This is a genomic window from Providencia sp. PROV114 (genome assembly GCF_032704305.1).
In the GTDB taxonomy this organism is placed as follows: Bacteria; Pseudomonadota; Gammaproteobacteria; order Enterobacterales; family Enterobacteriaceae; genus Providencia; species Providencia rettgeri.
In genome coordinates this window covers 4,237,737-4,262,599 of record NZ_CP120528.1, presented here as the reverse complement: position 1 = coordinate 4,262,599, position 24,863 = coordinate 4,237,737, and the positions used below count along the sequence as shown (strand labels likewise).

The following is a 24,863-nucleotide window of genomic DNA, read 5'->3' as shown; positions in this document are numbered from 1 at the left end:
GATCCGCTCTCCTTTTTTGTGCCAACTCGGTTGTATAAATCGTACCATTTATGTCCATTTCAACCGACAGGAAGGCTCATGGCAGCAACTGACGAGCAACAGAGGATTATCGACTACAAGGCTGAGCCCGGATCGATGGTTTGCGTGCAGGCCTATGCAGGCTCGGGCAAAACATTCACACTAAAGGTCTATGCCGACACGCATAAAGACAAGAAGATGCTTTACTTGGTCTTCAATAAGTCTATCCGTGAAGAGGCGGAGAAAAAATTCCCTAAAAACGTGGAGTGCAAAACCTCTCATGCGCTGGCCGCTGCACGCTTTAAGCATTATCGCCATAAAACAAAGTTGAATATTCAGGTTAAAGAGTACCGCGATCTGATGGAGGAAGAGGATTGGCGCGTGGTCAAACTGGCTATCAATGGCCTTTCACACTTTATGAACTCAGCTGACTATGAAATTAACACGACCCACGTATTAAAAGATCTCGGCAACATTGACAAAATCCCACCTTCACGCGTGGATTCGGCATTGCGCGCAGCGCGTCGGATCTGGAAGCAACAAATCGATCAGGAATCTGACGTGCCTTGCACGAATAACACGTTACTGAAGCTTTATCAGATGTCTAACCCTGCATTGGATTCGGTCTATGACATTATCCTGTTCGATGAAGCTCAGGACGCCAACCCCGTGACACTCGATATTGTGCTCAATAACAAGTGTGCGAAGTTATTTGTCGGCGATAAGCATCAAATGATTAACCGCTGGCGTGGTGCAGAGAATGCGCTGGACGTTGTTGAAGAAAAAGGCGCGTCAGTCCTCAGGCTGACAAAGTCTTTCCGCTTTGGCCCAATGGTTGCAGCTCTTGCCAATGTGGTCTTATCCATGATTGGCGAAACCCACCCACTTGTAGGGTTGGGTAAGCTGGATGAAGTTTGTCAGCCTCATGAAATCGCCGAACATGGCTTCCATGCTGTTATCTCACGAACGTACATGGGAGTCATTTCTTCTGCCTATGAGGCTATCCTGATGGGGAAGCGTGTCATGTGGAATGGTGGTATCGGTAAGTACAATCTGGGGGAGTTGCTTGATCTTCACGCCATGAAAACAAGTAACTATGAAGCTATTAAAAACCCTCGGGTGCTGACAGATTACGGTAACTGGGCCAACTTCCAGGAGATTGCCGAAACGACCAAAGACACGAACATGATGCGGGCTATCAGGTTGATGGAAAACTACGTTGATATCCCCGGCATGGTCGATACGATGCGCCTGAATGAGGCTCGTACCCACAAAGATGCTGATCTTATTATCACCACGGCTCACACATCCAAGGGCATGGAATGGGATAACGTTATCCTCAATGATGATTACCCAAGCATTATTGAAGCTTTGATGATGAAGAAATCGAAACAAAGCATTATTGATGAGATGAACCTGCTTTATGTCGCGATTACCCGCACACAGAGCCGCATCAACATTAATGGCTCAATGATGGAGCTGCTGGAACAATATAACCATAGGCGAGAACGAAACGAATCCATCATTATCGTGTAAAGAAAAGGCCCGTAATGGGCCTTTATTCAATAAGACTAAGGTCTTGATCGGATGATATCTTTTCTGCCTTCACTATTGGTTTTATTAATATCTATCTCTGGGAATTTATTTTTTAAATTCTCTATTAAAGAAGCCAATTCCATTTGCAATGACATTGAAAGCGAGCCAATAACATCCCAAGCCATCTGAGCATCGCTGCTTTCGTACCTTTTTCTCCCTGGAAATATATAATCAAGTCCATTCTGGTGATGATCATAAAAAAACTGACCAGCTTCAACTAATTGACTCCAGTTTTCATAAATATTGTTCAGTATTTTGAAAGTTGTAGTGTCATACAAATAAAATGCACTTGACTTGAATATCGCTCTAAATGATTCCCAGCAGGTTGAGCCATCAAAATACATTATGTTAGGCAATGCCTCAAAATAATAATCAAGTATATTTGTATCGAGATAATTCATTAAACCGGTCAGGGTATTAATATCACTCTGGCGCTTGATTTTTTCTGTTATGGCTGGGTCAGATTCATTAGGGTATGCAGGGTTATTAGAGGTGATCAATTCAATGGCGAATATAAGTAACTTTTCTAGGTTTTTCTTTCCGTCATCTCTATTCGAATTATATAGTGAAACCCTCTGCTTATTGATGTCAAATGGTAGGTCTTTGGGGCCATGCCCTTCGCTACTATTCAACAAAGTAATTATTCGCCCCCAACCTATTTTTGCAACTGCAAAACCCAGTTCAAACATAACGTTAGGATTTGGAAATTCATTTTTAGGTGTCCCATTTTGAGGTATCACTGTCACATCGCTAATCACGATTTGTGATGCCGATATTTTAGCCAATATAGTTGCTAAAATGTCAGGACTTCCTGATGAGTAATCCGTGGCTTGATCCCATTCATATATGAATGTTGATTGTTTTTCATTCAGATGCGTCACTGCTTTTGTTAAAGCATCACGAATATAGAACCTATTTTTGCGTTCGTCATAGCTTGATTGCCAAGAATAGAAAATCTTGACTTTTTCCTTTTCGCCTTCCATTCATTCCACTTATAATTAATGTTTTAATGACTAATTATATCAACATTTAAGACGATTTGAGACGGAAGATTTTAATAACCTTTAGAATAAATCAATGGCTTTTCTGGGATACTCAATGAACATTAAAAAATGCCCGGCGAAACCGGGCATCAACATTTATTTTTTGGCCTGTGCCGGTGCGGGAGCTTTCTCTAAACCACCTTTCACCATTCGCTCAATGACGTCAACGAAGCCTGCGAATGGTCTCGCGCCGACAATGCTTTCACGTTCACCGGTTTTGTTGTCGATCACGATGGTAGTTGGCGTCCCGTTTACGCCGTCTTTGGTACCGGCATCCATATCACGCTTGATGCGCTGGATGATTTTCGGATCCTGCATACAGGTGTCAAACGCTGCTTTATCCAGCTCAAACAATGCAGGGATGCCTGCGCTGTCTTCAAAGCCTTTGCCATTGCCCTGCGTGTGCTCAAACCAGTAGTTGGTCGCACCCCAGAAGCCTTTCGGTCCTTTTTGCTCTGCCACGCACTCTGCTGTCATTGCCGCTTTGGTTGCCATTGGCTCATGAAAAGCCAGGTTGAAGTGACGCCATTCCCAGTTCACCGCGCCATTATTGGCCGTATCGACCAGATATTTCGGCGTCTTATGGAACTGCTTACAGAACGGACATTCCAGGTCTTCATAATTCACCAGCGTGAATCGTGCGTCCGGATTACCGTAGATGTAGCGCCCGTCTTTGTTGACACTGACCTGTTCCCAGCCTTTGTATAGTTCAGCGCGTTTCTCTGCCAGCTTATCTTCCTCCAAACCGGCTAACGCAGCTTGTACCGCCGACTTAACATCACCGTTAGCACCAACGCCACCACCACCGGATTTAGCCAACTGCGCAAAGTGCCCCTCAACACTTGCGGATATGCTTTTGCTAAAGTTTTCGACTTCAACCACCTGCGATTGAAGCGCGTTAAGTTTGGTCTTGATGGCGCTCGTTTGCACGGCAGTGTAAAGACTTGCGCCCATTGACACAGCAATCATCACGCCAATTGCAATTGGCCCAACGACTTGAATTTTATTGACTTGCTTGGACATTATTTTCTTACCCCACTTAAGAATTAATTAGTCACTTAAAATTTGGTGAACTGGTTATCGACATACATCTTGAGTCGATACTGACGCAGTTCTTCCGGTTCGCCACGGGTCAGCACGTCAATTTCATGCTGGCTCAGACGGTAACCTGGTGTAGAGCAATAACGCTCTTTAATTTGCAGGTACTCGCCACGTTTGGCAGTTTGCTTATTGTTCGGCAGCATGAACGAATTTTCATCGCAGAACCTGGGTGACTGAGTAAATGTCCCGCGCGGGCCGTTAGCATAGGCACTGCTGGATACACTGGTCAGTAAAATCTGGGTGTCCAGATCGTGTGCAACATACCGCTTACCCGTTTGGTCATGAACGGCATATGGGCTCACAAGCGTATGCTCATAGCCTGGGTGGCGCAGTGCAGCACCGCCACGTTCAGTGCTGTAGTAAGACTCTGAAAACTCATAGCCTTCAGGGTAAGTCGCCTTGACCACCGTCACCTGCGTTTCATCAACATAGGTGCGTTCAGGGGCCTTTGGTTCATCCGCTGCACACCCGGTCAAGGTGGCTATGACTAAGGTTGCCAACAATGGCAATGCGAAACGTTTACGGGTTTTCATCACTTCTTCTCCGGTTAGAAAGCACAGACATTATCCTTTTTTTTAAAATTGCCAGTTACCGTTTTAGCCGACAAAACGATGGCCTTTTCGTTCCTGCACACCCCCAGTCATGGGTTATCGTACTTGCACTACAACGGAGAGCTTTAAATGCTGAAGATCATCAAAACGCTGTTTGGCAAAAAAAATGAGGAACAGAGCGAGATTAACATCCCCCTGGAGACCCTCGAAGAAATCGACTCTATGCGCGACGGTGTGGATTCAATGGTTGTACGGGGTGACATTTTGCGCTACCCGCCTGCCGAAATTGGTTTTCCAGCACTGATACCGGGAAGCTACATTCTGCGTGAAAAGCAGACCGATATGATCCAGGCCATTAAACGCGAACTGAATATCCGAGATAGCGAATTTGAGCAGCTGATGATGCCGATGCTTGATAGCTTTGCGAACTTCGTGCAGCTGTTCCCTGCATCGGAACACCACCACCACCGAGCGCAGAGTGGACTGATGCGCCATTCTCTTGAAGTATGTTTCCAGAGCATCCGTAAAGCCAAAAACATTGAATTCGATTCGATGGAAATGCCCGTGGTGAAATCCAGCCGCATGTTGGCCTGGCGTCTTGCGATTGCGACAGCGGGCCTTCTGCATGACATTGGCAAGCCGTTTACCGATTACGAAGTCTGGGACAAATCCGGCACCTATCACTGGCCTCCGGGGCGCACCCCGATCCATGAATGGGCAAAAGCCAATAAAATTGAACGTTACTTCCTCGTTTGGAAGAGCTCGCGCCACCAGCAGCACCACTCCAGCACCACCGCCATGATGATGATGATCATGCCGCAAATCCTGCATGAGTTCCTGCTGAGCGAAGGCAACGACATCTATAACGAGCTGACTCGGGCAATGGCCGTGAGTACCGTTCGCCTGGATGCCACTGAAGAAAACGCCCCTGAAATGAAAAACAAGATCCTTAAAATTGTGAAGGAATCTGACGTTATTTCTGTCCGCCACGACCTGCAACGCTACGGCGGTGATGCGGTACGTGCAACGCAATCGGGTGTGCCTGCGGTCCAACGCATCGTAGATGCCATGCGCCACCTACTTAAGAAAGGAGTGTGGCAACCCAACAAACCCGGCAACCCGATTTGGGTCACCACCTATGGCGTGTTTATCGTTTGGGGTACTGCGGTCAAAGACATCACCAACACCGTGAAGAAGTCCGGTGCAGTGATCCCGCAGTCGGCCAACAGTCTGGCTGATCTGATGATGAGCTACAAATTGTGCATTCCGAACGTAAATAAAAACGAAGATACCGCATATTGGCGAATTGCCCCACACATCATGAATGACCGCGATTCGCGTAACAGTAAAGAGCCGAAAGTAGCGCTGAGTTGCCTGCGTCTAATCTCTCCGGACGTTCTGTTTGTGGACACAATGGAGCCGCTGCCTATTTCCTCCCGTATCCGAATTGAGAGCGAATGGCGTGAATTCCAGACCAGTAAAGGGAAAAACATCCCTGTGCTGAAAGAAAGTCGTCCTTTCGTGGGGAATAAAGAGCCGCGTGAAAACAGCATTCCGGCTGACGTCGATCCTGAAATCCTGAAAGGTGGCACTCTGCTGCCGGATGAGAATGACAATCCGCTGGATAATATGTTTGGAGCCTCGAATCCGGTGACCTCTGATAACGCCCACGAGCTACTGCATCACTTGAATCTTCTGTCTGATGCTGACTACGAAAAAGTGAATGCCCGTCAGGACGCGAAAGCCAAAGCACAAGCGGAATTGGCTAATCAAAAACCAGGGGTAGCATTCCAGACTCCAATTGAACAAAGTCAGCCTGTTAAAACCTCTTCGCCCGAAGCAAAAATAGCCAAAGTTGGGCCACAACAACGGAGCCTGAAAGACGTTTTGAGCAAGCAAGATACCTCTGCCGAAATGCCCCCTCCAATCATGTCGGAGCCAGAGCATTATCAGGAGCCAGAGTTTGACCGTGAAACCTTATCTTTGTGGGAGACTCTCAAAAACCACGCTGTCGCTGATGGGTATCAAAATGACGAACAGAATCTGGTTGAGAAAAAACCGGCTATCGACCCTATGTCTGATGCAAGAGCAAAAATCCAACGCGTACAGGACGAAGTGGACAATGGGAATTTTACGCCAGTGACCCCGGAAAATGATTTTGGCTACAACAAGAATAACGAGGTGGCATTTGGTACCGAACAACTGACTGCACTGCACCAAGACCAAAGCCCATTGTTCCGCAATGCCTCAGATCTTGCCAAGGACAAACTCGCGTCCTACGTGGCCGCGAATCAGTCTGCCCTTTTCCATGAAAGCGGCCACTGCTGCATCATCCTGGAGAACGGGGTTGAGGACTCACTCTTCGAACCGATGCGGGATGCAGATTGGATCTGGTATCCGTTTATGGAGGCTCCTTGCGAGTATTACACCCATCGTTCGCAAATGTGTTTCTACTTGCGTAAAGAGCTCAATACTGACATCGACCAGCTTTCAGGTCACCGTTATCGTGCCAGCCTAAGTCCGTTTGACCTGACCGACATCAGTGTGGATATGACCGAAGTCTATCGCGCCATTGCCACCAAAGGGGCAAATAAAACTGCGTTCAATGGCGACCCAGTGATCGCCTTGTCCTCGCTGCAAAAACGCCGTATTGCACAAGATCTGAACATCAACGCAAATCAGTTCCAACAGGTACTGATCGATAATTTCGACTACGTGACCCGTACTGGTGTCGATTACATCCTCGTTAACAGCAATATTCAAAATTTCATGGTGAATGATAATGAGTGAGTGGAGTTATAACATGCGCTGGCGTCCCAACTTTGAGGCGCTGGAAATTGCAGGCTGGGGTGTGGGGATTGCTGCCTCACTGGCGGTCAATGCCGCATTCAATATGCCTGCGGTTCCTTGTTATTTGGCTGTTGCGGTACAAGCGGCCTATGCGGCTCGTTCCGTACCTTCCGCATGGGATATTTACAAGCATAAGAGCCGGTTAAAGCGAAAGCCTAACGTTCTGAAAATGGAGTTGGAATCCGTTATTGATGTCATGATGAAATTCCCCGACAGCTACCTGCTGGGGTATGGTTTTGAATGGGGTCAACCTGAAGGTCAGTTAGCCTCCGAACTCATCAAGCGCGACATCAAAAAGTTCGTTAGCAAGGTGCCAGAAAACTTCATGGGTTTGGGTTGGATCCATGCGCTTGGTGAAAAGCAACAATGGATACGAGTCGCTGAAGATCTGCTGTCATTGCATACCCTGGTGACCGGTACAACCGGTTCAGGTAAAACAACATACTATAAGTTGCTCATCCTTCAGGCAGCACTGAAGAAACAACCGCTCATTCTCATCGACCCGAAAAACGATGAAGAGTTGGCTGACTGGATGGAAATGTGTCTGCGTTTGGTGAACCGCGAAGATAAATTCAACTACATGTCGCTGGCGCACCCGGAGAAATCCGCGCGCATTTCTCCGATCACCAACTACACTCGTGCAGGTGAAGTAGCTAACCGTATTACATCCGTTATCCAGCGTGCCGATGGCACCAGTGACCCGTTCGTATCGTTCGGTATCATGTCCTTAACCACAGTCGTAGAACTGATGAAAATCTGCGAATTGAAACCCACGCTCAAGAACGTGAAAACCCAGTTGGGGTCGGATGTATCATCTCTGGCTGATCTCATCATCAAATCAGTGACCAAAATTGGCCGTCAGGTGCTCGGTGAAGATGACTTTGACCGTATTTTCGCCATGCGCATGGATCGTTATGCAAACAAAGCGAAGGGGCCAAAGGAAATCGCTGATATTTGCGCCGAAATTTACCGCAACGACATCAAAGCAAACCGCAGCTTCCCAAGCATTGAAGCAGGGCTGGATATGCTCGGCCACCAGCGTGAGCACTTCCAGAAGATGATCCTCAACGTGATGCCTATCCTCAGCCAGCTGACTCAGGGTTTCATGGCTGAATTACTATCCCCGGACAGTGACGATGAATCCCAGTTGAATGACTTCCGCCCTATCTCCAACGTGCGCGACATCATCACAACCGGAGGCATGCTGTACATGGGGCTAGACTCCTTAGCGGATGCAGAAACTGGTTCGGCGGTGGGCTCTATCTTCTTGTCAGACATCACCAGTGTGTCAGCGGACGTGTACAACTTTATGAAACCACGCGGGGATGACCTGGCCCCAGTGATGGTTCTTATCGACGAAGCTGCTGAGGTCATTAACGATCAAGTGATCAAGATGTTGAACAAAACCCGTGGCGCGGGCTTCCGCCTATTTATTTCATCTCAGTCCACCAGCGACTTTGAGGCGCGCCTGGGGTCTGAAGCCAAGATGAAACAAATCGTCACCAACACCAACCACTTTACTGCGTTGCGTACCCCCGATCCTGATGCGCAAGAGGCCGTCATGAAGCGTGTACCAATGACCAAGTTCAAGTATGTCATGCGCGGGCATGGCTCCAGTGCTGGTGCTGACCCTGAAATGATCTCTGGTTCGGTCAGTGAACGCATTATGGAAGAAGAAGGCGAGTTGTTCCCTTCTCCGTTGCTGGGCTGGTTACCAAACCTTGAATTTATGGCAATTAACCAGGCGAACAAAATCGTCAAAGGTAAAGTGCCCATCATTATGTCACCGAAGGGAGATAAGGCCTTCAACCAGGCCAGTAAGAAAGCCCTGAAGTTCCTCAAACTGTACGAGAAGAAAGTTCGGGGTGAGAAGTCGCGTATTCGTGTTGGGGGTAAAAAGTCATGATCAAAATGAAAACCTATTTTTTACGTAAAGAAGATTGCAACGCGTATGACAGCTTAACGCTGGTGTGGCCGTGTGTTGAGCCTATTACGCAATCACTCATCTCCTTACTGCCTAGCACCCTGACTAAGGGGCTGGTGGCCGATGCGGTGCAGTCCTCGGTGATGGCATATAACCAACAGGTTGATTGCCCTCTAAATGACTGGGAACGCCTGGCGGTTTATTTCATTACGTTGGCTAATTTCGTCACCGAGCACCTTGGCGGAAAAATAGGGTTCAACGAGCTGGCAACTACAAGTCAGTTACCCCGCAGGCTGAATAGCGAGCTCATTAATGCGGTGGCGGATAAACTCGCATTAAGGATCTTACATGCTTGACCAATTAACCGAAGAGAAATGGCCCCAGACGATAAAGATGATTATCATCTTCAGTACGGCAATACTGTTCGTCATTTCCATGTTTTTCCCGGCCTCGTATTTTTACGAGAACGTGAAAAAAGAAGTTGCCTGGGGCCAGCGATTGATCGGCGATACGGATTTCACACCAGTGATCTCGGACGTCAACAAAAACTACCGTTCATTCTTTGTAAATACTGGAGTGGATGGCTTCTTGCGTGACTTCTATGAGCTCGATTCATCCGATATGGCAAATCAAGGTGGTCCACTTTTCCTTTTCGCTTCCATCTTCCGAAACATGGCCGAAAACCTGAATTACTGGTTTTATATGATCGTGTATCGATTGACCCTGAATATATACTGGCTTCCGTACATGCTTGTGGTCACACTTCCCTCTCTCTTTGCTGGGATCATGCGCTGGAACGCTAAGCGATACACGTTTGCCTATTCGTCACCGTTTCTTAACCGCCGCAGCATGGTGCTGATTGGTTGGGGGATTTACAGTATTTTGCTGTCACTGTTTGTCCCTCTGCCAGTACCGCCGATGATTGGTGCCCTCATCATGATTGTGATGATCCCAATAGGCAGTTCGTTGCTCATCAGTAACCTTCCAAAACGCATCTAAATTCCTCCCCCGAAAAGCACCGCGTTTTGCGGTGCTTTTCATTATCAGCGCCAAAACCGGAATGGTAAATTATCCCCCGAGGTGAACTATGAATGAACTGAAGCACGTCTATCTGTCCGGACTCTTGTGTATTGCCTTTTCAGTCTGTCTGGGCGCGGGTGTTCTGCTTACTGATAAGTCTGAGCAGATCCACGAGTTGAATACGGTCCTCCACAAGTCCAGCTACTTAACCGACCGGGACAAGATGGACCGTGAAATGGCTGAAGTATTGTTGCCACGGCTACAAGCCCAGCAGGAAGAAATGAAAAAACGCGGGGCAATAAAGAAACCTGACATGGTTTACGTCCCTGAACAATTACAGCAATCCCGAGGTTATTAATGGCTAAGCGTACAGGTTTGAAAAGCGTCATTTATGGCATTCCATTGGCTGTCATGATCGCCACTTCGGGGTTCGTCGCCTACACGTTGGATAAACAAACGCGCCTGCTTAACGACTTGGCCGTTGTCGCTGATATGCAGCGCAATGTCATCAGTAATCGGGGGGATTTGGAAGCAGCGTTCGACCGTTATATTGCGGCCTCTGGGCTAAAAGTCAACGAACAGTCTAAAGGGGCAAATTCGATTGGCTTCAGTACCGGTAAAAAACCGTCTGAGTCTTACGCGCCGTCTACAGATAGTGAGCGTATTTACGGCAATCCTGACGCACAGTTTTACGTCATTGAGTATTCCGATTTTGAATGCCCGTACTGCAAAACCCATTTCCCGCAAATGATGGATCTGGTGGATTCCTCGTCCGGCAATATCGCGATGGTGTTCAAGCACGTTCCGGTACACGGCCAGGCATCACGCACCGAATCTCTCGCCTCTGAATGTGCCGCAGAGCAAGGTGGAAATCCGGCATTTTATAAGATGGCACGGGCTATTTTTGCGGATACCCGCTCCGACGGTCACGGTATGGCAACGCCATTGGACAAATTGGCTGAAAACAATGGGCTGGATGGGCAGCGCATTATTGAGTGCGTTAACGCCGCTCGCCCAAGCGCAAAAATTGCGGAAGATGTGAAAGAGGCCGCGCGACTCAATATTCAACAAACGCCTGCAAACATCGTGGTGTACGGCGATAAATCGGCAATGGTGCAAGGCTCGGTCAACGGGACAGGCCTGATGCAAATGATGGCGCAATTGGCCCAAGGGGGTGAGAAGTAAAAGAGTCCGGGCATTGTGTTAAAGCACCCGAAGGGGTTCGGGTATTTCGATTCATAATTGGGGGTAAGAATGAGTGAGCCAGTCCACATCTCGCATTCTGTCGATGATCCGCCGAAGTTCTTCTTCTGGAGCGTTGATGAAGCGATGCCATTTTTCGTTTTCCTGGGTATCGGGGTCTTTACGGGCCGTATCTTTACGATGTCACTCATCGGCATCGTGATCACTCGGTTCTATGGCAGCTTTCTGCAAAAGGCGTCAGAAAAATACTTTCTGCATCTGTGTTACTGGAAGTTCGGTGTTTCTTTCGGGAAAAGCACCATTGTACCTAACGCATTCGACCGGGAATTTATTGTATGAAGAGCAAAGATTTTAAAAAGGGTTTGCTGAACATGAAAGGCGAAAACACCACGCTGAAACTGGTGTTGGTTGTTTCGATTATCTGCATCGGCATTCTCTCCAGCACATTAATGAACCGTTCACAGATCGTGACCATTGTTCCACCCAACCTGACCGAAACCACTTGGTTAGATGAAAAGACGGCCGGACAGCCTTACATGCAGGCATGGGCTATCTATTTGGCTAACTCTATGGGTAACGCAACACCTGAGTCAGTGGACATGCTGAAGAAATCTATCGGCCCATTCCTGGATGCGGGTATTTACACGCAAGTCATGAAGCGCATTGATGACCAGATTGACCAGATTAAGCGTGATCGTATCAGTCTGAGCTTTACACCGACTCGCGTATACCACGACCCCAAAGCCCCTGGCACCTACTTCGTAGAAGGCAGTCAAGGTCTTGAAGGGATCGCCGGTAACCCTATCGTGAAGCCCGTTACGTTCCAAATGACAATTGATGTGAAAGGTTACCGACCTGTGCTGACCTTTATCAACATCAAGCAAGGTAAAGCCGAATTGCCGAGCGACAAAAAAGGCGACAAATAAATCCAGGGAACACTGTCCCGTAAATTTCGTCACCCGCCTCGTGCGGGTTATAACCACATTGAGCGCTTTTACGATGACGTAAAAGCTAGGTAAACAAAGTGAGCAGCATTAACAAAACCGTCGCGGTAACTTCCTGTGTATTGCGTCTGTCACTGTTCGGGGGAACAAATGTTGAATAGTAAACACGTTAAAATATTGGCGCTGATGATTGCGTCAATCACCGCCGGGCCATCCATTGCGAATGGCCTTGACGTTAATAGCAATACACTGTCAGTCGATAACGGCGTCGTACTCCAGCGTTCTGGGGACTCTGCATCTGAAGAGCCTGTTGTCGTTGCATCGAAAAAAGGTAATCACACAGCAACTGCGGGCGCATCAACCAATGCCAGTTCCAGTGATAATCCTGCCGTAGACGGCATTAACGTCCAACCGGTCCCTAACGCCATTGTTCAGCCTGTCCGATTAACTGATGATGTCATCCCTTCTCGCCAGGATCTGATTGTAGAGCCCGGCGTAAATACCCTGATCCCGATTTCTCTCGGCCAGCTTAACCGTATCGTGACGCCGTTCGAGAGACCAACAGTGCAGCGCTTGCAACTGACTGACGTAAAAGTCAGCGTACAAGGCAATGTGATCTATGTTTCAACGACCTCAACCAATCCGGTCGCACTGTATATCAGCGAAAAAGGTGACGAAAGTGTCGCGCTGTCTTTGTCTCTGGTTCCGCAAAAGATTGCACCAGTACAAGCTTCGTTAATGCTTTCGCGTAAAGTCGGTAATGCTCCGGCCGGAGCGGGGCATGCGCAGTCAGCAGGGGTGATGTACGGCGGTAACGAAGCCAAAGCTCGTAAATGGGAGCAGAAAGACAACTACGTCGAAACGATCCGAAACATTCTTCGGGCTGTTGCGTTGGGCGATATTCCTCCTGGCTATGCAATGGGCAATTTAGGCTCTGGTCATAGCATTCCAAACTGTAACTTCAGCACAGGTACAGCGCAGGACAATATCAAATACAGCTTTGCTGGCGGCCAATATATTCAGGGCAGTCAGTTCAGTGTCATCGTGGGCGTTGCGCAGAATACCGGCGCTTCTACCATCACGGTAGACGAGTCACTTTGCACTCACCCTAACCTCGCCGCGCGCGCACTCTGGAGCCGGAACACGCTCCAGCCGGGCCAAAAGACTGAAGCCTACTTTGTCATTCGCAATCAGTCACAGCAGGCACAGGTTGATGATTCTGTACGTCCTAAATTAGCGGAGTAATAAAAAGATGAGTAAATTGAAAGAACGCTGGGACACGCTGGACGCCAAGAAAAAACGTCTTTTTGTGTTGGGGGGTACGTTTGTTGTACTGATCCCAGCTATCCTCCTGCTGATGCCTGAATCGCGCACACCTGCGGCGCGCGGGCCATCAGAGCAAGTTATTTCCAGTGTATTGACTGACACTGACACCCAGGGGGTTAGCCAGAACGCGATCGCTGCTCGCCTGCGCGCTTTAGGGGAAGCGATTGAAAAGCAAAACTCAAACATCACGGATTTGAAAAAATCCATTAACGTTGACGAAATCAACAAGCGCCTGATCGCCATTGAGCAACAACAACGCACCGACCGTATTGAACAAGAAAAGCTGAAAAAACGTGTTGCTGAAGGCTCTACCGTATTGCCTTACTCCAAATCAGTTCGGTCAAAAGACGTCTACAGCGGCGATAATAATGCTAAGCAAGGTGTAGAGAAGTTAACGTCGGACAGTGTTCACGAAAACCTGAATAACGACGGCACGCTCCAACGAGTGTACGAAAACACCCAGCAGCCGAACCCCGCTGATTTTGCTGCGGATAAAGACGCCAAAGGTAAAGACGGTAAGGCGGCACCACAAGCAACGCCGGATATTATCTCTGTGCATGAGGACATAAAAGAGGTCGCTGCCGCTGATCCTGATGATGATCCAGCATTCCAAACCTACCTCCCAGCGACCTCAATCCTGAGTGGTGTCTTCATTTCAGGTATGGATGCACCGACGTCACAGAACGCTCGCAAAGACCCCTACCCAGCGCTTATCCGCATCAAGAAAGACGCCATCCTGCCGAACCGCTTCCGTGCGGACGTGCGTGAGTGTGGCATGTTGGCCGCTGGATTTGGCGAGCTGTCGTCCGAACGCGGCTACTTCCGCTCTGAGGTGATCACCTGCATTCGTGATGATGGTGCTGTATTTGAATCTCCACTCGATGCGTATGCAGTGGGGGAAGATGGTAAGGCTGGTGTACGTGGTCGTCTGGTTACCAAGCAAGGTCAATACCTGGCGAAAGCCTTGACCGCAGGCTTTTTACAGGCTGCGTCATCGTTGTTTAGCGTCCAGAACATTCCGACTATCAACGTTACCCGCGATAACAACAGCGGTAAGAAAAACAACACGCCTTATGAGCAAGTGATGAGCAGCGAAGCCCTTCAAGGTGCTGCTATCGCTGGTGTTGGTGGAGCATTAGAACGCTTGGCCGATTTCTACATGAACATGGCCGGTGATCTGTTCCCTGTTATCGAAATCGATCCGGGTCGCAGTGTCGATTTTATCGTTCAAAAAGGTGTAACGCTGAAATTTACCCGCGTCAAGCCTAATGGCAAAGCAACGCCTACCACTTTCAATTCTAACGGGACTCACTAATTATGTGGAAAAAACGTCTTTTAGCAATCTGTGTCGCAGTAACTGGTCTGGCCGCATTGTCTGGTTGTTCGCTGGTGGATGGGAATTCAGAATACGGCTGTAAAGGTATGCCCAATGCTGTCACTTGTATGAACATCCGCGACATCCACCAGCTGACCGATGGTGATGACTACCAAGATCGCATTGATGCGGTGTCGGAACAACAGCTGTCTGGTAAACCAGTAGATCTGAAGCGAAACAGTGTTGCAGGTACCGCCGGGGCTGGTGGTGTGGCAACTGGTGGTCGTTATGTACCTGTCCCTGCTGCTACCGCAAACCCTCAGCCAATCCGTACTCAGGCACAGGTAATGCGTGTGTTGGTTGACCCTTATGAATCCGCAGACGGTGATCTGAACGTCCCTGGCTATGTGTACACCGAAATTGAACCTCGCCGCTGGGAAGTTGGCGCGTCACATGCATCGACCCGGAGTGCTGTTATTCGACCAATGAGCACGCCTCCAGTGGCGGCACAAGCCCCTCAAACACCGAGCAAATAATGCTCCAATTGAAATTAATGCAAACTGAATGATTTGATATTCCCCCTCAAATACAGTCAGTTGTGTTATAAAAGCCGCCTAGTGCGGCTTTCTTTCATTTAGGGTCTCATTGCTATTTATAAGGATTGTGATTAAAATTACAGACGCATGGTAACCATACCGCATTTTGCCAATGCTGACATTCGATGTGTGACTTACCCCTCGCATTGGATAAACCCCACTCAGACATATTGGTAAATGGATTCATGCGCAAGGCCGTTCCCCCTCGAACGGCCTTACCTTTTTCTAATCCTGCAAAAATCCCCCTTAAAGAGAACGCTGTTTTTTGACCTCGTTTTGCTGGCCTTTTCGCTGTTAATCCGCCTTTTCACCATTGAAAATGTAGCCTCATTCACAGGAGCACTCCAATGACGCTACGCAAGAAAGTATTATCCCTGATTCTGTCCGCCAGCTTCGCCGCTTCCGCTTTTGCCGGTGCAGATGTGAACGCTGATACTGTGTTTAACAACAAAGCCTTCATGAACGCGCCGAAGGAAAGCAAAGACGTCAAGCGCTTCGTTGTGCCAACCAACGGCATTATCGCGCTGGAAGTTGACGGCAAAGTCAACCTGCTGTCGTCAAATGGCCGGTACCTGTTCAAAGGCACCATGTACGACACTTGGGCCAAGAAAGACCTGACCACACTTGATGAGATCACCAAGTATGCCAGCATCATTCCGATCAAAGAGCTGAAACTGAACATCGCTGATCTTCAACCTGCCGTTTGGGGCGACGGACCTAAAAAAGTCATTCTATTCACTGACCCGAACTGCGTGCATTGTGCCGCAGCCCTTAATCAGCTGGCTGACCTAGACCCGCACGAATACACCGTTAACGTTCTGTCCCTGGGTGCCCTCGGCGAGCCAAGCCAAATCCGTAACAAAGAGCTGTACTGTGCTTCAGATCGCTACCGTGCCGACCGCGCTATTATCGCGCATGAAAAAACCAAATTTGACCAGGTTAAAGACTGTGATATGCAGGCATTGGCACGCCGCACAATCACCGCTCAGGTGTTAGGCGTCAGTATGGTGCCATTCATCATTCGAGACGACGGTGCTTTCAGCATCGGCGCACCAAAACAAGGTCTGAAAGCCTTCCTGGCTGGTCAATAAGTTCTTCTTTCTGTGGGGTTAGAATGAGCGAATCAATCATCATACAGCGTTTGAAGTCTATCAAACGCTTCTCAGATGTGTGCCCGGTTCGGGCATACGATGAGAAAAACCACATTTTCCTATGTGACAATAAATATATCGGTTTCGGCTTCCTTTGCCGTCCCTTATCCGGTACCAGCGGTAAAGAGATGCAGCAATTACAAACATTGCTGTCCTCAAATTTCCCGGCGAAAACCATTGTGCAGTTCGACCTGATTGCCAGCCCGAATATCGTTGGCAAAATTAACCAGATGGACGTTCTGCGCATGGACTGTGATGACGAAGTATTGCGCGATGCAATCTACAACCGTTCTAAATTTCTGCTTCACAGCACCGACTATCCTATGAAGGGTACGGGTACCCGTGTCCGCAACTGTTTGTTGCTGATCACGGTGAAGGTGCCGGTGAAAAACGAATACGACATGCGAGAAGAAGAATTCAACCTGATTTCTGAATTCCGCAACACGTTTGACACCACGCTGGGGATCATGGGCTTGTGCCCTGCTACACTGACGCGCGACCGTTACATCGATGTGCTTTCTTCCATTTTAAATCAGGGGGAAACTGCTTCGTGGCGTGACCGTAATCCGCTACAAGTGCAAGACGATTTGATGATCTCTGAGCAACTGGTTGACCCTGACCGAGAGTTCTTCATTCGCAATAAATACTGTGCCTTCGGCAATCCAGAAGACGAAGACCAGCGAGGTGAGCGTCACACAGGCACAACATTTGTGCGCACATTAAGCGCCAAAAAACTACCTAAGCGGTTTTTCCCTGGGCAAGCTCAATATTTCCTCGGCGATATGATGAGCGGCGCTACTGGTATTAAATCGTCCTGCATTATCTCCATGAGCATGATCTTCTTCGACCAGCAAAACGCGAAGACCAAGTTCACGCAAAAGCGTAACTGGATCGTGCAGCAAACCGATGGGCCAATGGTGAAATGGATCCCATCGTTGAAAACTATCCGAGAAGGTTACGACCTGCTGAGTGACAAGCTGGACAACGGCGAGCCAATTTGTAAAGCCAAATTCACAGTGACTATCTTCTCAAACTCCAAAGACGGTGTATTCCGTGCTAGCCAGGAAGCGGCCAGCTACCTCAACACCTATCAATTCAAAATGATCCCGGATAGCTACTTTGTTGCGCCTATTTTCCTCTCGTCCCTGCCTATGTTCAACGAGGCTGGTGCTGAGAAATCAATGGGCCGTTACCGCACGCTGGCACTGAGTGAAGCTTTGGTTATCTCACCACTTTACGCTGACTGGCAAGGTACCAGTAACCCGGCGTTAATGCTGACTTCCCGATCGGGGCAGGTGCAGATGCTCGACCTGTTCGACTCTGATACAAACTACAACGCCTGTATTGCGGCAGAGTCCGGTTCTGGTAAGTCGTTCTTAACCAACTACATTATTACCGCTTATCGCAGTCTGGGAGCGAAGGTGTGGTGTATCGACGTAGGGGACTCGTACAAAAACATTTGTGAGACCTACAACGGGGACTACCTGGACTTCCATCCGGATAAGAAGCCATGTCTCAACTTCTTTGAACTGATTGAAGACTACTTCGGTGAAAACCCGGATAACGAAGACGGCGGTGAAGAAGACCTGATTATCGGTCTCCTATCTGTGATGGCTGCGCCTAAGGCTGGTCTGAACGACTTCGAAGAAGCTCGTATGAAAGAACACGTTGCCAATCTCGTTCGCAAGCACGGTAAAGAGACTACCGTTGATATGGTTGCGGAATCACTTCTGGCGGATGAAGAGAACGACATTAAACGTTTGGGGCACCAATTGTACCCATTCACCAGCCGGGGTCAGTACGGCAAGTTCTTCGTAGGCAAAAACAACATTGACTTCCGTAACCCGTTTACGGTTCTGGAACTGTCGCGCCTGGAAAGCTCTGAGCACCTGAAGCAGGTTGTGCTGTTACAGCTGATTTACCAAATCCAGCAAGACATGTTTATGGGCGATCGCGGCCAGATGAAAATCGTGGTTATCGATGAAGCCTGGGCTTTACTCAAAGGAAACATCGGCGCGTTCATTGAAAAAGGTTACCGCCGCTTCCGTAAATACAACGGCGCTGCCATTACGATCACGCAATCCATTAACGATATTTACAAAGATAGCGTCGGAAAATCTATCGCCGACAACTCTGCGTTTATGCTGTTACTGGGTCAGAGTGAATCTGCGATCAACGAAGCTCAGCACCACCAGCGCTTAGCACTGGATGATGCAGGGTACCGTTTCTTGAAAACGGTGCGTTCAAGCCGAGGGGTTTACTCCGAAATTTACGTTATCTCCAAATCCGGTCAGGGGATTAGCCGGTTGATTGTGGATCCGTTCTCCATGCTGCTGTACTCGACAGCGCCGGATGACGTGGCAGCTATCAGAAAACGTAAAGCACAGGGCATGTCCACCCAGGATGCCATCAATTCAATTCTTGAAGAACGACAACGAGGTATAGCCGCATGATTAAGACCGCAGCTGTTTCATTACTCTGCGGGTTTCTGGGAGCCGCCCTTTATGGGCGGTTCGTCCCTCCCGCTGCACCAACTGACTACATTGCTGTGGTTAGTTATACCGGGGCAAATGGAAAGGTTCTCAGCGACCCTCAAATCAAACTGGTTCATGCGCGCGCCGAGGCAATGGCGAAAGCTGGCTACATGGTCCTCAATGAGTCCGCTCTATACAAATATCCTGCCTATATGCAGATCCCGCAAACAGTTTCTTCGTCAGGCAACTAACCGGGGGTATCGTGGTCATGGCCGCAGCGAACTCACTTTGGAAGAAGATTTATAAGCAAAAGCGACCGTGGAAAAAACATGCTTTGCTGATGTTGCTGGTGGGGGCGATCTCTGCGCCATCAAGTTATTACGTGTTGCATCGTTTCGAAATTGGTATTGACCCTCAAAATAACCAGTGCTTACCCCCTTACCGTATTTATCTGGTAGATAAGCACGACACTACCCCCGTTAAAGGCACTACCTTTGCTTTCAGTTCGAAATACATGGGTGAGTCAGGGAAAGGCATCAAAATGGTGGACGGGGTCGGTGGGGATGCCATCTCTGTGAATGATGAAGAGACCACAGTAAATGGTTCGATGGTCGGTGAAGGCCTAGCGCTTGCCACAGAATCAGGTCACACCCCTCAAGAACTTACTCGCAATGGAGTTATCCCTGAGGGTCGGATCTGGCTTATGGGCCGAACAAAACTCAGCTTCGACTCTCGCTACTGGGGATCGGTGCCGGAAACACAAATCATAGGAAGGGCCTACCCGATATGGTAATCCAACTAAAAGTCACGAAGTTTCGCAAAGCTCTCATCGCATTGGCCGTGTTTAGTAGCATGGCCTATTCTGTCAGTGCGGCATCACTGCCTTTGACGGATTTACCCTCTCGCCCTGCTGAGGTAACGGATAATGAGAAGGCCGATATTGATAGCCTCATCCGTGTAGCAAGAGAGCAACAAAAAAATGAAGAAGCTAATGCAAAGTCAGCGCGTGAAAATAACCGCGAAATGCTTCGAAAAATGCCAGAAACGCGTACTGACAATGAAATGATAAGTGACACTGTCACTGGCGCAATTGCAGATGCTGACGTTGCGGACGGTAAACAAAACAAAATGGCCGGTGATTTTTACTATGTGCTAGTTTCTGCATCACTGTCTGATAAGGAAATTAAAGACATGATGACCGACTACGATGGCCGCAGGGATGTCTCGTTGGTTATTCGTGGCGTTACTGATAAAGCAAAATTAATGGACGAACTCACTCGCTGGCAACAGCTGGTGCTCGACTCCGGTGCAGAAGTGACAGTTAATCTGGATCCGGTCATCTTCAAAGATAATGCCGTTACCGCAGTTCCAACCATCATCCATGAGAAAGATGGTGAGTTTGTAGCCAGCGTATCTGGCATCTCGAATATCGACTTCCTGAAGGGTAAAACCGGTAAGCTGGGTACCGCAGGCCCTACGAAAGAAGTCGTGGAGCGCAGCCTGCTGGACATGATTGAAGAAGGGGTTAAAAATCTCGACTTTGAGCAAATGAAAAAAGACGCTTTGAACAACTATTGGCCTCGCCAGCGCCAGGAATTTGAAGTGTTCCCGACAGTTAAGAAGCGCGCAACCCACACCATCGATCCTACGGTAATCATTCCCCAAGATATTGTCACGCCTGAAGGGGTTGTCGTCGCTAAAAAAGGAAAGGTGAATCCGTTAGATGTGATTCCGTTCGGCCAGAAGCTGATAGTGTTTGATGCCAGCGTGCCGTGGCAGCGTGACTTTGCGCGCCATGAGTACGAAAACACGGAGCCAGGCATCAATCCCATTCTGATCACAACGAACGTATACGGTGATGGCTGGGATACGTTCAAAGATGCAGCGCAGCATTACGGTGAGAAAGCCCGACTCTACATGATCCAGCCAGGTATGTCTGAGCGCTTTGGTATTGAAGCGGTACCCAGTATCGTCACTGCTGACAGAAAAGTATTCATCATCAATGAGTACCCTGAAGCCAACTATGCTAATAAGGTGGCAAAATGAAATCCTTACACAAAAAATTAAAATCATTCAGTTTGCACCTAATCGCTGCCACGGCTGTTTCCTTATGCTTTGCAGGCAATGCAATGGCTGATAAAACAGCCGAGACTGCGCCTGCGGTGAATGAGGTATGCCGTGATAATCAACTTCTTTCCTTCAAGCTTTTTACCGACGTATGCTGGGGGTGTATTTTCCCAATCAAGGTTGCAGGAATTACAATGGGCCCCTCCGGTAAAGTGCCAGACAATGCCGCTAGTGGTATGGCGTGTGCTTGCCAAGACGGTCTTGGGGTGTATCACCCAGGCGTGCTGACAGCTATGTGGGAGCCCCGCAAAATCATCGAACTGACACGCACGCCAGGCTGCATGTCTTCGCTGGGAGGGGTTAACCTTAACCTCGGCAATAACCTTCAGTACGGCATCCAAACCGACGGCGGTGATGAAGAGCGACGTAATAAGTTTTCAATCAGCTTCTATAACGCCCACATGTACGCTCTTCCTCTGTTGCGTATGCTTGACCTGTATTTGCCGGGGCAATGTACTGCTGACCCGTACAGTGACTTTGATGTGGTTAGTTTCTCTGAGATTGACCCAACCTGGAACAACACAGCTTTGGCTTTCTTCCAGAACCCGGAATCGGCTGCGGTTGCAAACGTCGTGGCACAGCAAGCTTGTGCATTAGAGGCAGCGGCTCAATTCGCGGGGAAACAACCAATGGACTCGCTTTGGTGGTGTGCGGGCTCTTGGGGAGGGCAATACCCATTGACGGGATCGGTGCGCAGTATGGACACGACTCGAACAACCAGCTTGGCCGGTATTCGCGAGCTTGCTGTTGAACACCGTCGTGGTTTGGCTTACCGGACTATGGGGAATGATACAGTCTGCCGGTCAAAGATCTACCCGACCTTACCTAAGCAGCAATACAAACTGAATATGTTCAGTCCGACACCTGAAACCAAAGAAGGCCATGAAGTCGGTGAATCCCCATATCAGTGGCAAGGTGGAATGTATCGCTACCCCACAGGAAAAGGCCAAGACTCAACATACATGATCTATCAATGGATGGATTGCTGCCGAACTATTTAACTCGCAGTTTTGATTGAATCAGACCCTTGTATATCTACAAGGGTTTTTTATTACCACCCTATTTGTGGAGTTACCGTAATATCACATTCTTTTGAAGAACTTTGTCTGCATGAATCTTTCAATTTTTCAAAAGCGATTATGTATTCTTCAGCTGGCTTATACCCTTTAACCTTTGCTTTATTAATCAGAAAAATACCGAAATCAACATCTTTGGGAAATCCAGCACCATCTATATACATTGTTCCTAATGTAAATTCCGCCCTGGCAGAGCCTTGACCTGCGGCCTGGTGAAACCAATATCCTGCTAACCGATAGTTAACCTTACCGTTTTTTCCGAAGTAATAATGTAACGCAAGGGATTCCTGGGATTTAAGATGGTTTTGTTTGGCAGCTTTAAGAAATGATTGTTCTGCGAGGTCGAACTTACCCTCGTTCGAATACCGCCAACCTTCTTGATACAGATTTTCAAGATCGTTCGTGATTTGCGTGTGGGGGGGATTTGTATTTTGTTGCTGTGTATTTGCACCTAGGGCAGGAAGGCACAAGGAGAAAGTTAGCAGAGCAATGGCTGTCTTCTTCATAGAAACCTATTTGTTATTTTATTAATTAAATCAAACAGAGGATGCGAAGAACGTTAACAAATATTTCACTAATTGCAAGCAAGCGCATACAGAAAAGGCAGGTGGGTGGCCTGCCTTGGTGAGGGGGCTTGATGAGAGGGTAATTACGCTTCGGTATGGCTTTCGGTTTGCGTGGCTTCAGCTTCGCTTTGCTCTTTGTTCGCTGGGCTCGCAACATCTGCATTCTTGCCATTATTGTCGTTCAGTTCTTCGACAGTGGCCGATGCGTGCCGGTCAAGGGTGTTAACCATGTTGCGAATACTGTCGCGCAAGCGGGTTTTATAGTCATCCACTTCATCCTGATTAAACAGGTTGTTCAACCACAAGCGATCAAGCAGCGTTATCAGCTCATCGAAGCTACGGAACAAACGCACTACACGCATGGCATCAGGAGTACGTACTCGAATGCTGTAGTCGCGCGGGGCCGTATACGAAACCTCTTCAATACGACTCGTTCCAGAAGCCTCGGCCTCTTCAAGAACTTTAGTCAGCGTTGAAATGCCGAAGCTAATTTCTTTTTCTGGTCCCGCCAGGATTTCACTCACGGCTTTTTTGGTGCGGTCAATCGCCCCTTTTACACCGAGGCGTTCCAGTCCGGTGCTGTTAATGGTCAGATTAAACAGCGCCTTTGACATCAAATTGTAGTGGCGTTGCTGCATGCGAATACCTTCTTGCGTTTGCAGCTGGAACGGTACGGTGATCTCCGGGTTAGAGTATTCGCGGCGTTCGCGTGTAGGTGCCTGCCCTTTGTTTTGCGTAGGCTCCGGCGAACGTGTACGGTTGCCACGGTTGTTACGTTTGATTTGACCCTGCTTTGCGTTATCAGTCACTTTAGCCTTCTCTGTAGTTGCCATGATTTATCCTCACATTTAGTCGCATTTAAGCCTGACTATTTAGTCATACGAAAACGGTCAAGTCATGGGAAAAGGCCAGCATTTCGCGGAAGAAAAACAGTTCTTGATTTGACTGGTTATCTGAAGTAGGCTTTTGTAACAGCCTAGCTGATGGCCTACTCTCTTCTCAGCATAACTTCAAACGCGAACCCGTAACTTCGGTGTGAATATACCACCGCCCCCTGGTAGCCTAACTGGCTTTCCTCACGGGTTTCGCACGCCTAAATCAGGCCAGAGCATCTCTGACGTGTTCTTGTTCTTTGAACAAAACATGTCACCTTGCCGCCCTAGCAAAGGGTATTTTTGGATCTCAATCCAAACCAAAAAAATTGTTAACTTCCTCTTATCTCAACTCCTGCGTTTTGTCTGTGTCCGGACTTCGTTTTTACGATGTCTGTCGCTTTGTTTACATCCATTGAATCCTCACATTTCAGGGTGTTTCTCTGTGGCCGGACTTCGCATATAAATTTATGGTGAATATTATGTCTTCTTTCGAATTGCAAGGCTTTGTTTATATTGGCATGTTCCTCTCGTTGTTCTGGCGTCCTAAGAACGCTTCGTTCGTAGTGCCAGCTGGCATTGCTTTTTATATTTTCACGGCTGGATTTGTGCAATCCACTATTCCTTTAATCATTGCCTGTGGCTGTCTGACTCTGTCAGCTGTTGTTCTGGCTGTTCAAATCATGTCTCGTTTCTCTACTGAAGATGACGAACTTGATGAGTCTGACGATTCTGATGATTCCACCACTTCAAGCGCCAAGCGTCCTTCTCGCACTGTTATCACTGAGCACGAAGGTAAGTTGGTTTCTTTTGGTATGGCTCATTGGAAAAATGACCGTTCAAACGATATGTCCTTCTATGTTGAAATCGAAGGGCAAAATAAAGTTTGGGCTATTGGTCTTAAAAAAGCTGTCGAGAATTCTGGTGCTAAAATTGGTGACACTGTTGTTTTCTGGAAAGACTCCGAAGTGCGCACCAGTAAAGCTCAGGTTCTTGATCGCAAGGGTAATGTGACTGGTTATCGCGACCTTGAAACTGACAAACGTCGTGGTCTCTGGATCATGGAAGTTGTTAGCTGATATTCACTAATCTCTCTTAAACAAGCCCAGA

The 24,863-nt window shown here is 48.2% G+C and carries 24 protein-coding genes; 19 read left to right on the top strand and 5 right to left on the bottom strand.

Annotated features, from left to right (window positions below):
• Positions 1-78 precede the first annotated feature (78 nt).
• Entirely contained in the window at positions 79-1,554 is a 1,476-nt protein-coding gene (locus P3L37_RS19440) for a 3'-5' exonuclease (RefSeq protein WP_042847267.1), read from the top strand.
• Between the two features lie 35 nt (positions 1,555-1,589).
• Here the strand turns inward: P3L37_RS19440 and P3L37_RS19435 are convergent, their stop codons facing one another.
• From P3L37_RS19435 to P3L37_RS19425, 3 genes are all read right to left on the bottom strand, one after another.
• Positions 1,590-2,597, bottom strand: a complete 1,008-nt coding sequence (locus tag P3L37_RS19435) for a hypothetical protein (RefSeq protein ID WP_052219384.1) — start codon at positions 2,595-2,597, stop codon at positions 1,590-1,592.
• A 156-nt stretch (positions 2,598-2,753) separates the two neighbouring features.
• Positions 2,754-3,680, bottom strand: a complete 927-nt coding sequence (locus tag P3L37_RS19430) for a thioredoxin domain-containing protein (protein WP_052219383.1) — start codon at positions 3,678-3,680, stop codon at positions 2,754-2,756.
• A gap of 35 nt (positions 3,681-3,715) precedes the next feature.
• On the bottom strand, positions 3,716-4,291 hold the full coding sequence (locus tag P3L37_RS19425; protein WP_042847265.1) for a hypothetical protein: 576 nt from the start codon (positions 4,289-4,291) through the stop codon (positions 3,716-3,718).
• A 147-nt stretch (positions 4,292-4,438) separates the two neighbouring features.
• On the opposite strand from P3L37_RS19425, the gene mobH reads away from it, so the two are divergent.
• The 17 genes from mobH (at position 4,439) to P3L37_RS19340 (ending at position 22,240) form a co-directional block, all read left to right on the top strand.
• Positions 4,439-7,099: a MobH family relaxase gene (gene mobH / locus P3L37_RS19420; protein ID WP_191901256.1), complete on the top strand. Its 2,661-nt coding sequence runs from the start codon at positions 4,439-4,441 to the stop codon at positions 7,097-7,099.
• Complete coding sequence (gene traD, locus P3L37_RS19415) at positions 7,092-9,065, top strand: conjugative transfer system coupling protein TraD (RefSeq protein WP_042847261.1); 1,974 nt, start codon at positions 7,092-7,094, stop codon at positions 9,063-9,065. The genes mobH and traD overlap by 8 nt, the downstream gene beginning before the upstream one ends.
• Entirely contained in the window at positions 9,062-9,439 is a 378-nt protein-coding gene (locus P3L37_RS19410) for a hypothetical protein (protein ID WP_052219382.1), read from the top strand. Before traD ends, P3L37_RS19410 begins: the two co-directional genes overlap by 4 nt.
• Positions 9,432-10,082 carry a DUF4400 domain-containing protein gene (locus P3L37_RS19405; protein ID WP_042847258.1) on the top strand — a complete coding sequence of 217 codons (651 nt, stop codon included), beginning with the start codon at positions 9,432-9,434 and terminating at the stop codon, positions 10,080-10,082. The genes P3L37_RS19410 and P3L37_RS19405 overlap by 8 nt, the downstream gene beginning before the upstream one ends.
• Before the next feature lie 88 nt (positions 10,083-10,170).
• Positions 10,171-10,461: a hypothetical protein gene (locus P3L37_RS19400; protein ID WP_042847256.1), complete on the top strand. Its 291-nt coding sequence runs from the start codon at positions 10,171-10,173 to the stop codon at positions 10,459-10,461.
• Positions 10,461-11,288, top strand: a complete 828-nt coding sequence (locus P3L37_RS19395; protein ID WP_042847254.1) for a DsbA family protein — start codon at positions 10,461-10,463, stop codon at positions 11,286-11,288. The genes P3L37_RS19400 and P3L37_RS19395 overlap by 1 nt, the downstream gene beginning before the upstream one ends.
• A 69-nt stretch (positions 11,289-11,357) precedes the next feature.
• A complete protein-coding gene (gene traL, locus P3L37_RS19390; RefSeq protein WP_042847251.1) occupies positions 11,358-11,645 on the top strand; it encodes a type IV conjugative transfer system protein TraL in 288 nt (95 codons plus the stop codon).
• Complete coding sequence (locus tag P3L37_RS19385) at positions 11,642-12,232, top strand: TraE/TraK family type IV conjugative transfer system protein (RefSeq protein ID WP_052219381.1); 591 nt, start codon at positions 11,642-11,644, stop codon at positions 12,230-12,232. The genes traL and P3L37_RS19385 overlap by 4 nt, the downstream gene beginning before the upstream one ends.
• A gap of 168 nt (positions 12,233-12,400) precedes the next feature.
• Positions 12,401-13,495, top strand: a complete 1,095-nt coding sequence (locus P3L37_RS19380) for a type-F conjugative transfer system secretin TraK (RefSeq protein ID WP_042847248.1) — start codon at positions 12,401-12,403, stop codon at positions 13,493-13,495.
• A gap of 7 nt (positions 13,496-13,502) precedes the next feature.
• Positions 13,503-14,891, top strand: a complete 1,389-nt coding sequence (locus P3L37_RS19375; protein WP_052219380.1) for a TrbI/VirB10 family protein — start codon at positions 13,503-13,505, stop codon at positions 14,889-14,891.
• A gap of 2 nt (positions 14,892-14,893) precedes the next feature.
• The gene (gene traV / locus P3L37_RS19370) at positions 14,894-15,427 is read left to right on the top strand and encodes a type IV conjugative transfer system lipoprotein TraV (protein WP_042847246.1); all 534 of its coding nucleotides are present in this window, start codon (positions 14,894-14,896) and stop codon (positions 15,425-15,427) included.
• A gap of 407 nt (positions 15,428-15,834) precedes the next feature.
• On the top strand, positions 15,835-16,578 hold the full coding sequence (locus tag P3L37_RS19365) for a DsbC family protein (RefSeq protein WP_042847243.1): 744 nt from the start codon (positions 15,835-15,837) through the stop codon (positions 16,576-16,578).
• A gap of 23 nt (positions 16,579-16,601) precedes the next feature.
• A complete protein-coding gene (traC, locus tag P3L37_RS19360) occupies positions 16,602-19,091 on the top strand; it encodes a type IV secretion system protein TraC (protein ID WP_042847241.1) in 2,490 nt (829 codons plus the stop codon).
• Positions 19,088-19,363: a hypothetical protein gene (locus tag P3L37_RS19355; RefSeq protein ID WP_042847240.1), complete on the top strand. Its 276-nt coding sequence runs from the start codon at positions 19,088-19,090 to the stop codon at positions 19,361-19,363. The genes traC and P3L37_RS19355 overlap by 4 nt, the downstream gene beginning before the upstream one ends.
• A gap of 17 nt (positions 19,364-19,380) precedes the next feature.
• Complete coding sequence (lepB, locus tag P3L37_RS19350) at positions 19,381-19,905, top strand: signal peptidase I (RefSeq protein WP_042847239.1); 525 nt, start codon at positions 19,381-19,383, stop codon at positions 19,903-19,905.
• Entirely contained in the window at positions 19,899-21,158 is a 1,260-nt protein-coding gene (locus P3L37_RS19345) for a TrbC family F-type conjugative pilus assembly protein (RefSeq protein WP_173424828.1), read from the top strand. Before lepB ends, P3L37_RS19345 begins: the two co-directional genes overlap by 7 nt.
• On the top strand, positions 21,155-22,240 hold the full coding sequence (locus P3L37_RS19340) for a TraU family protein (protein WP_226617178.1): 1,086 nt from the start codon (positions 21,155-21,157) through the stop codon (positions 22,238-22,240). Before P3L37_RS19345 ends, P3L37_RS19340 begins: the two co-directional genes overlap by 4 nt.
• Positions 22,241-22,290: 50 nt before the next feature.
• Here the strand turns inward: P3L37_RS19340 and P3L37_RS19335 are convergent, their stop codons facing one another.
• The gene (locus tag P3L37_RS19335) at positions 22,291-22,821 is read right to left on the bottom strand and encodes a tetratricopeptide repeat protein (protein ID WP_042847238.1); all 531 of its coding nucleotides are present in this window, start codon (positions 22,819-22,821) and stop codon (positions 22,291-22,293) included.
• 143 nt (positions 22,822-22,964) lie between these two features.
• Positions 22,965-23,714, bottom strand: coding sequence for an AcaB family transcriptional regulator (locus P3L37_RS19330; protein ID WP_052219379.1), 750 nt, complete (start codon positions 23,712-23,714; stop codon positions 22,965-22,967).
• A gap of 647 nt (positions 23,715-24,361) precedes the next feature.
• On the opposite strand from P3L37_RS19330, the gene P3L37_RS19325 reads away from it, so the two are divergent.
• On the top strand, positions 24,362-24,832 hold the full coding sequence (locus tag P3L37_RS19325; protein WP_162762202.1) for a hypothetical protein: 471 nt from the start codon (positions 24,362-24,364) through the stop codon (positions 24,830-24,832).
• Positions 24,833-24,863: the final 31 nt, after the last annotated feature.

Excerpts from the sequence above, each read along its gene's own strand:
- P3L37_RS19440 (WP_042847267.1), top strand. The coding sequence starts at position 79 with ATGGCAGCAACTGACGAGCAACAGAGGATTATCGACTACAAGGCTGAG.
- traV (WP_042847246.1), top strand. The coding sequence starts at position 14,894 with ATGTGGAAAAAACGTCTTTTAGCAATCTGTGTCGCAGTAACTGGTCTG.
- P3L37_RS19430 (WP_052219383.1), bottom strand. The coding sequence starts at position 3,680 with ATGTCCAAGCAAGTCAATAAAATTCAAGTCGTTGGGCCAATTGCAATT.
- P3L37_RS19340 (WP_226617178.1), top strand. The coding sequence starts at position 21,155 with ATGAAATCCTTACACAAAAAATTAAAATCATTCAGTTTGCACCTAATC.
- P3L37_RS19330 (WP_052219379.1), bottom strand. The coding sequence starts at position 23,714 with ATGGCAACTACAGAGAAGGCTAAAGTGACTGATAACGCAAAGCAGGGT.
- P3L37_RS19345 (WP_173424828.1), top strand. The coding sequence starts at position 19,899 with ATGGTAATCCAACTAAAAGTCACGAAGTTTCGCAAAGCTCTCATCGCA.
- P3L37_RS19405 (WP_042847258.1), top strand. The coding sequence starts at position 9,432 with ATGCTTGACCAATTAACCGAAGAGAAATGGCCCCAGACGATAAAGATG.
- mobH (WP_191901256.1), top strand. The coding sequence starts at position 4,439 with ATGCTGAAGATCATCAAAACGCTGTTTGGCAAAAAAAATGAGGAACAG.
- P3L37_RS19435 (WP_052219384.1), bottom strand. The coding sequence starts at position 2,597 with ATGGAAGGCGAAAAGGAAAAAGTCAAGATTTTCTATTCTTGGCAATCA.
- P3L37_RS19365 (WP_042847243.1), top strand. The coding sequence starts at position 15,835 with ATGACGCTACGCAAGAAAGTATTATCCCTGATTCTGTCCGCCAGCTTC.
- P3L37_RS19385 (WP_052219381.1), top strand. The coding sequence starts at position 11,642 with ATGAAGAGCAAAGATTTTAAAAAGGGTTTGCTGAACATGAAAGGCGAA.
- P3L37_RS19395 (WP_042847254.1), top strand. The coding sequence starts at position 10,461 with ATGGCTAAGCGTACAGGTTTGAAAAGCGTCATTTATGGCATTCCATTG.
- P3L37_RS19400 (WP_042847256.1), top strand. The coding sequence starts at position 10,171 with ATGAATGAACTGAAGCACGTCTATCTGTCCGGACTCTTGTGTATTGCC.
- P3L37_RS19355 (WP_042847240.1), top strand. The coding sequence starts at position 19,088 with ATGATTAAGACCGCAGCTGTTTCATTACTCTGCGGGTTTCTGGGAGCC.
- traD (WP_042847261.1), top strand. The coding sequence starts at position 7,092 with ATGAGTGAGTGGAGTTATAACATGCGCTGGCGTCCCAACTTTGAGGCG.
- P3L37_RS19335 (WP_042847238.1), bottom strand. The coding sequence starts at position 22,821 with ATGAAGAAGACAGCCATTGCTCTGCTAACTTTCTCCTTGTGCCTTCCT.
- P3L37_RS19380 (WP_042847248.1), top strand. The coding sequence starts at position 12,401 with ATGTTGAATAGTAAACACGTTAAAATATTGGCGCTGATGATTGCGTCA.
- lepB (WP_042847239.1), top strand. The coding sequence starts at position 19,381 with ATGGCCGCAGCGAACTCACTTTGGAAGAAGATTTATAAGCAAAAGCGA.
- P3L37_RS19375 (WP_052219380.1), top strand. The coding sequence starts at position 13,503 with ATGAGTAAATTGAAAGAACGCTGGGACACGCTGGACGCCAAGAAAAAA.
- P3L37_RS19410 (WP_052219382.1), top strand. The coding sequence starts at position 9,062 with ATGATCAAAATGAAAACCTATTTTTTACGTAAAGAAGATTGCAACGCG.
- P3L37_RS19425 (WP_042847265.1), bottom strand. The coding sequence starts at position 4,291 with ATGAAAACCCGTAAACGTTTCGCATTGCCATTGTTGGCAACCTTAGTC.
- traC (WP_042847241.1), top strand. The coding sequence starts at position 16,602 with ATGAGCGAATCAATCATCATACAGCGTTTGAAGTCTATCAAACGCTTC.
- traL (WP_042847251.1), top strand. The coding sequence starts at position 11,358 with ATGAGTGAGCCAGTCCACATCTCGCATTCTGTCGATGATCCGCCGAAG.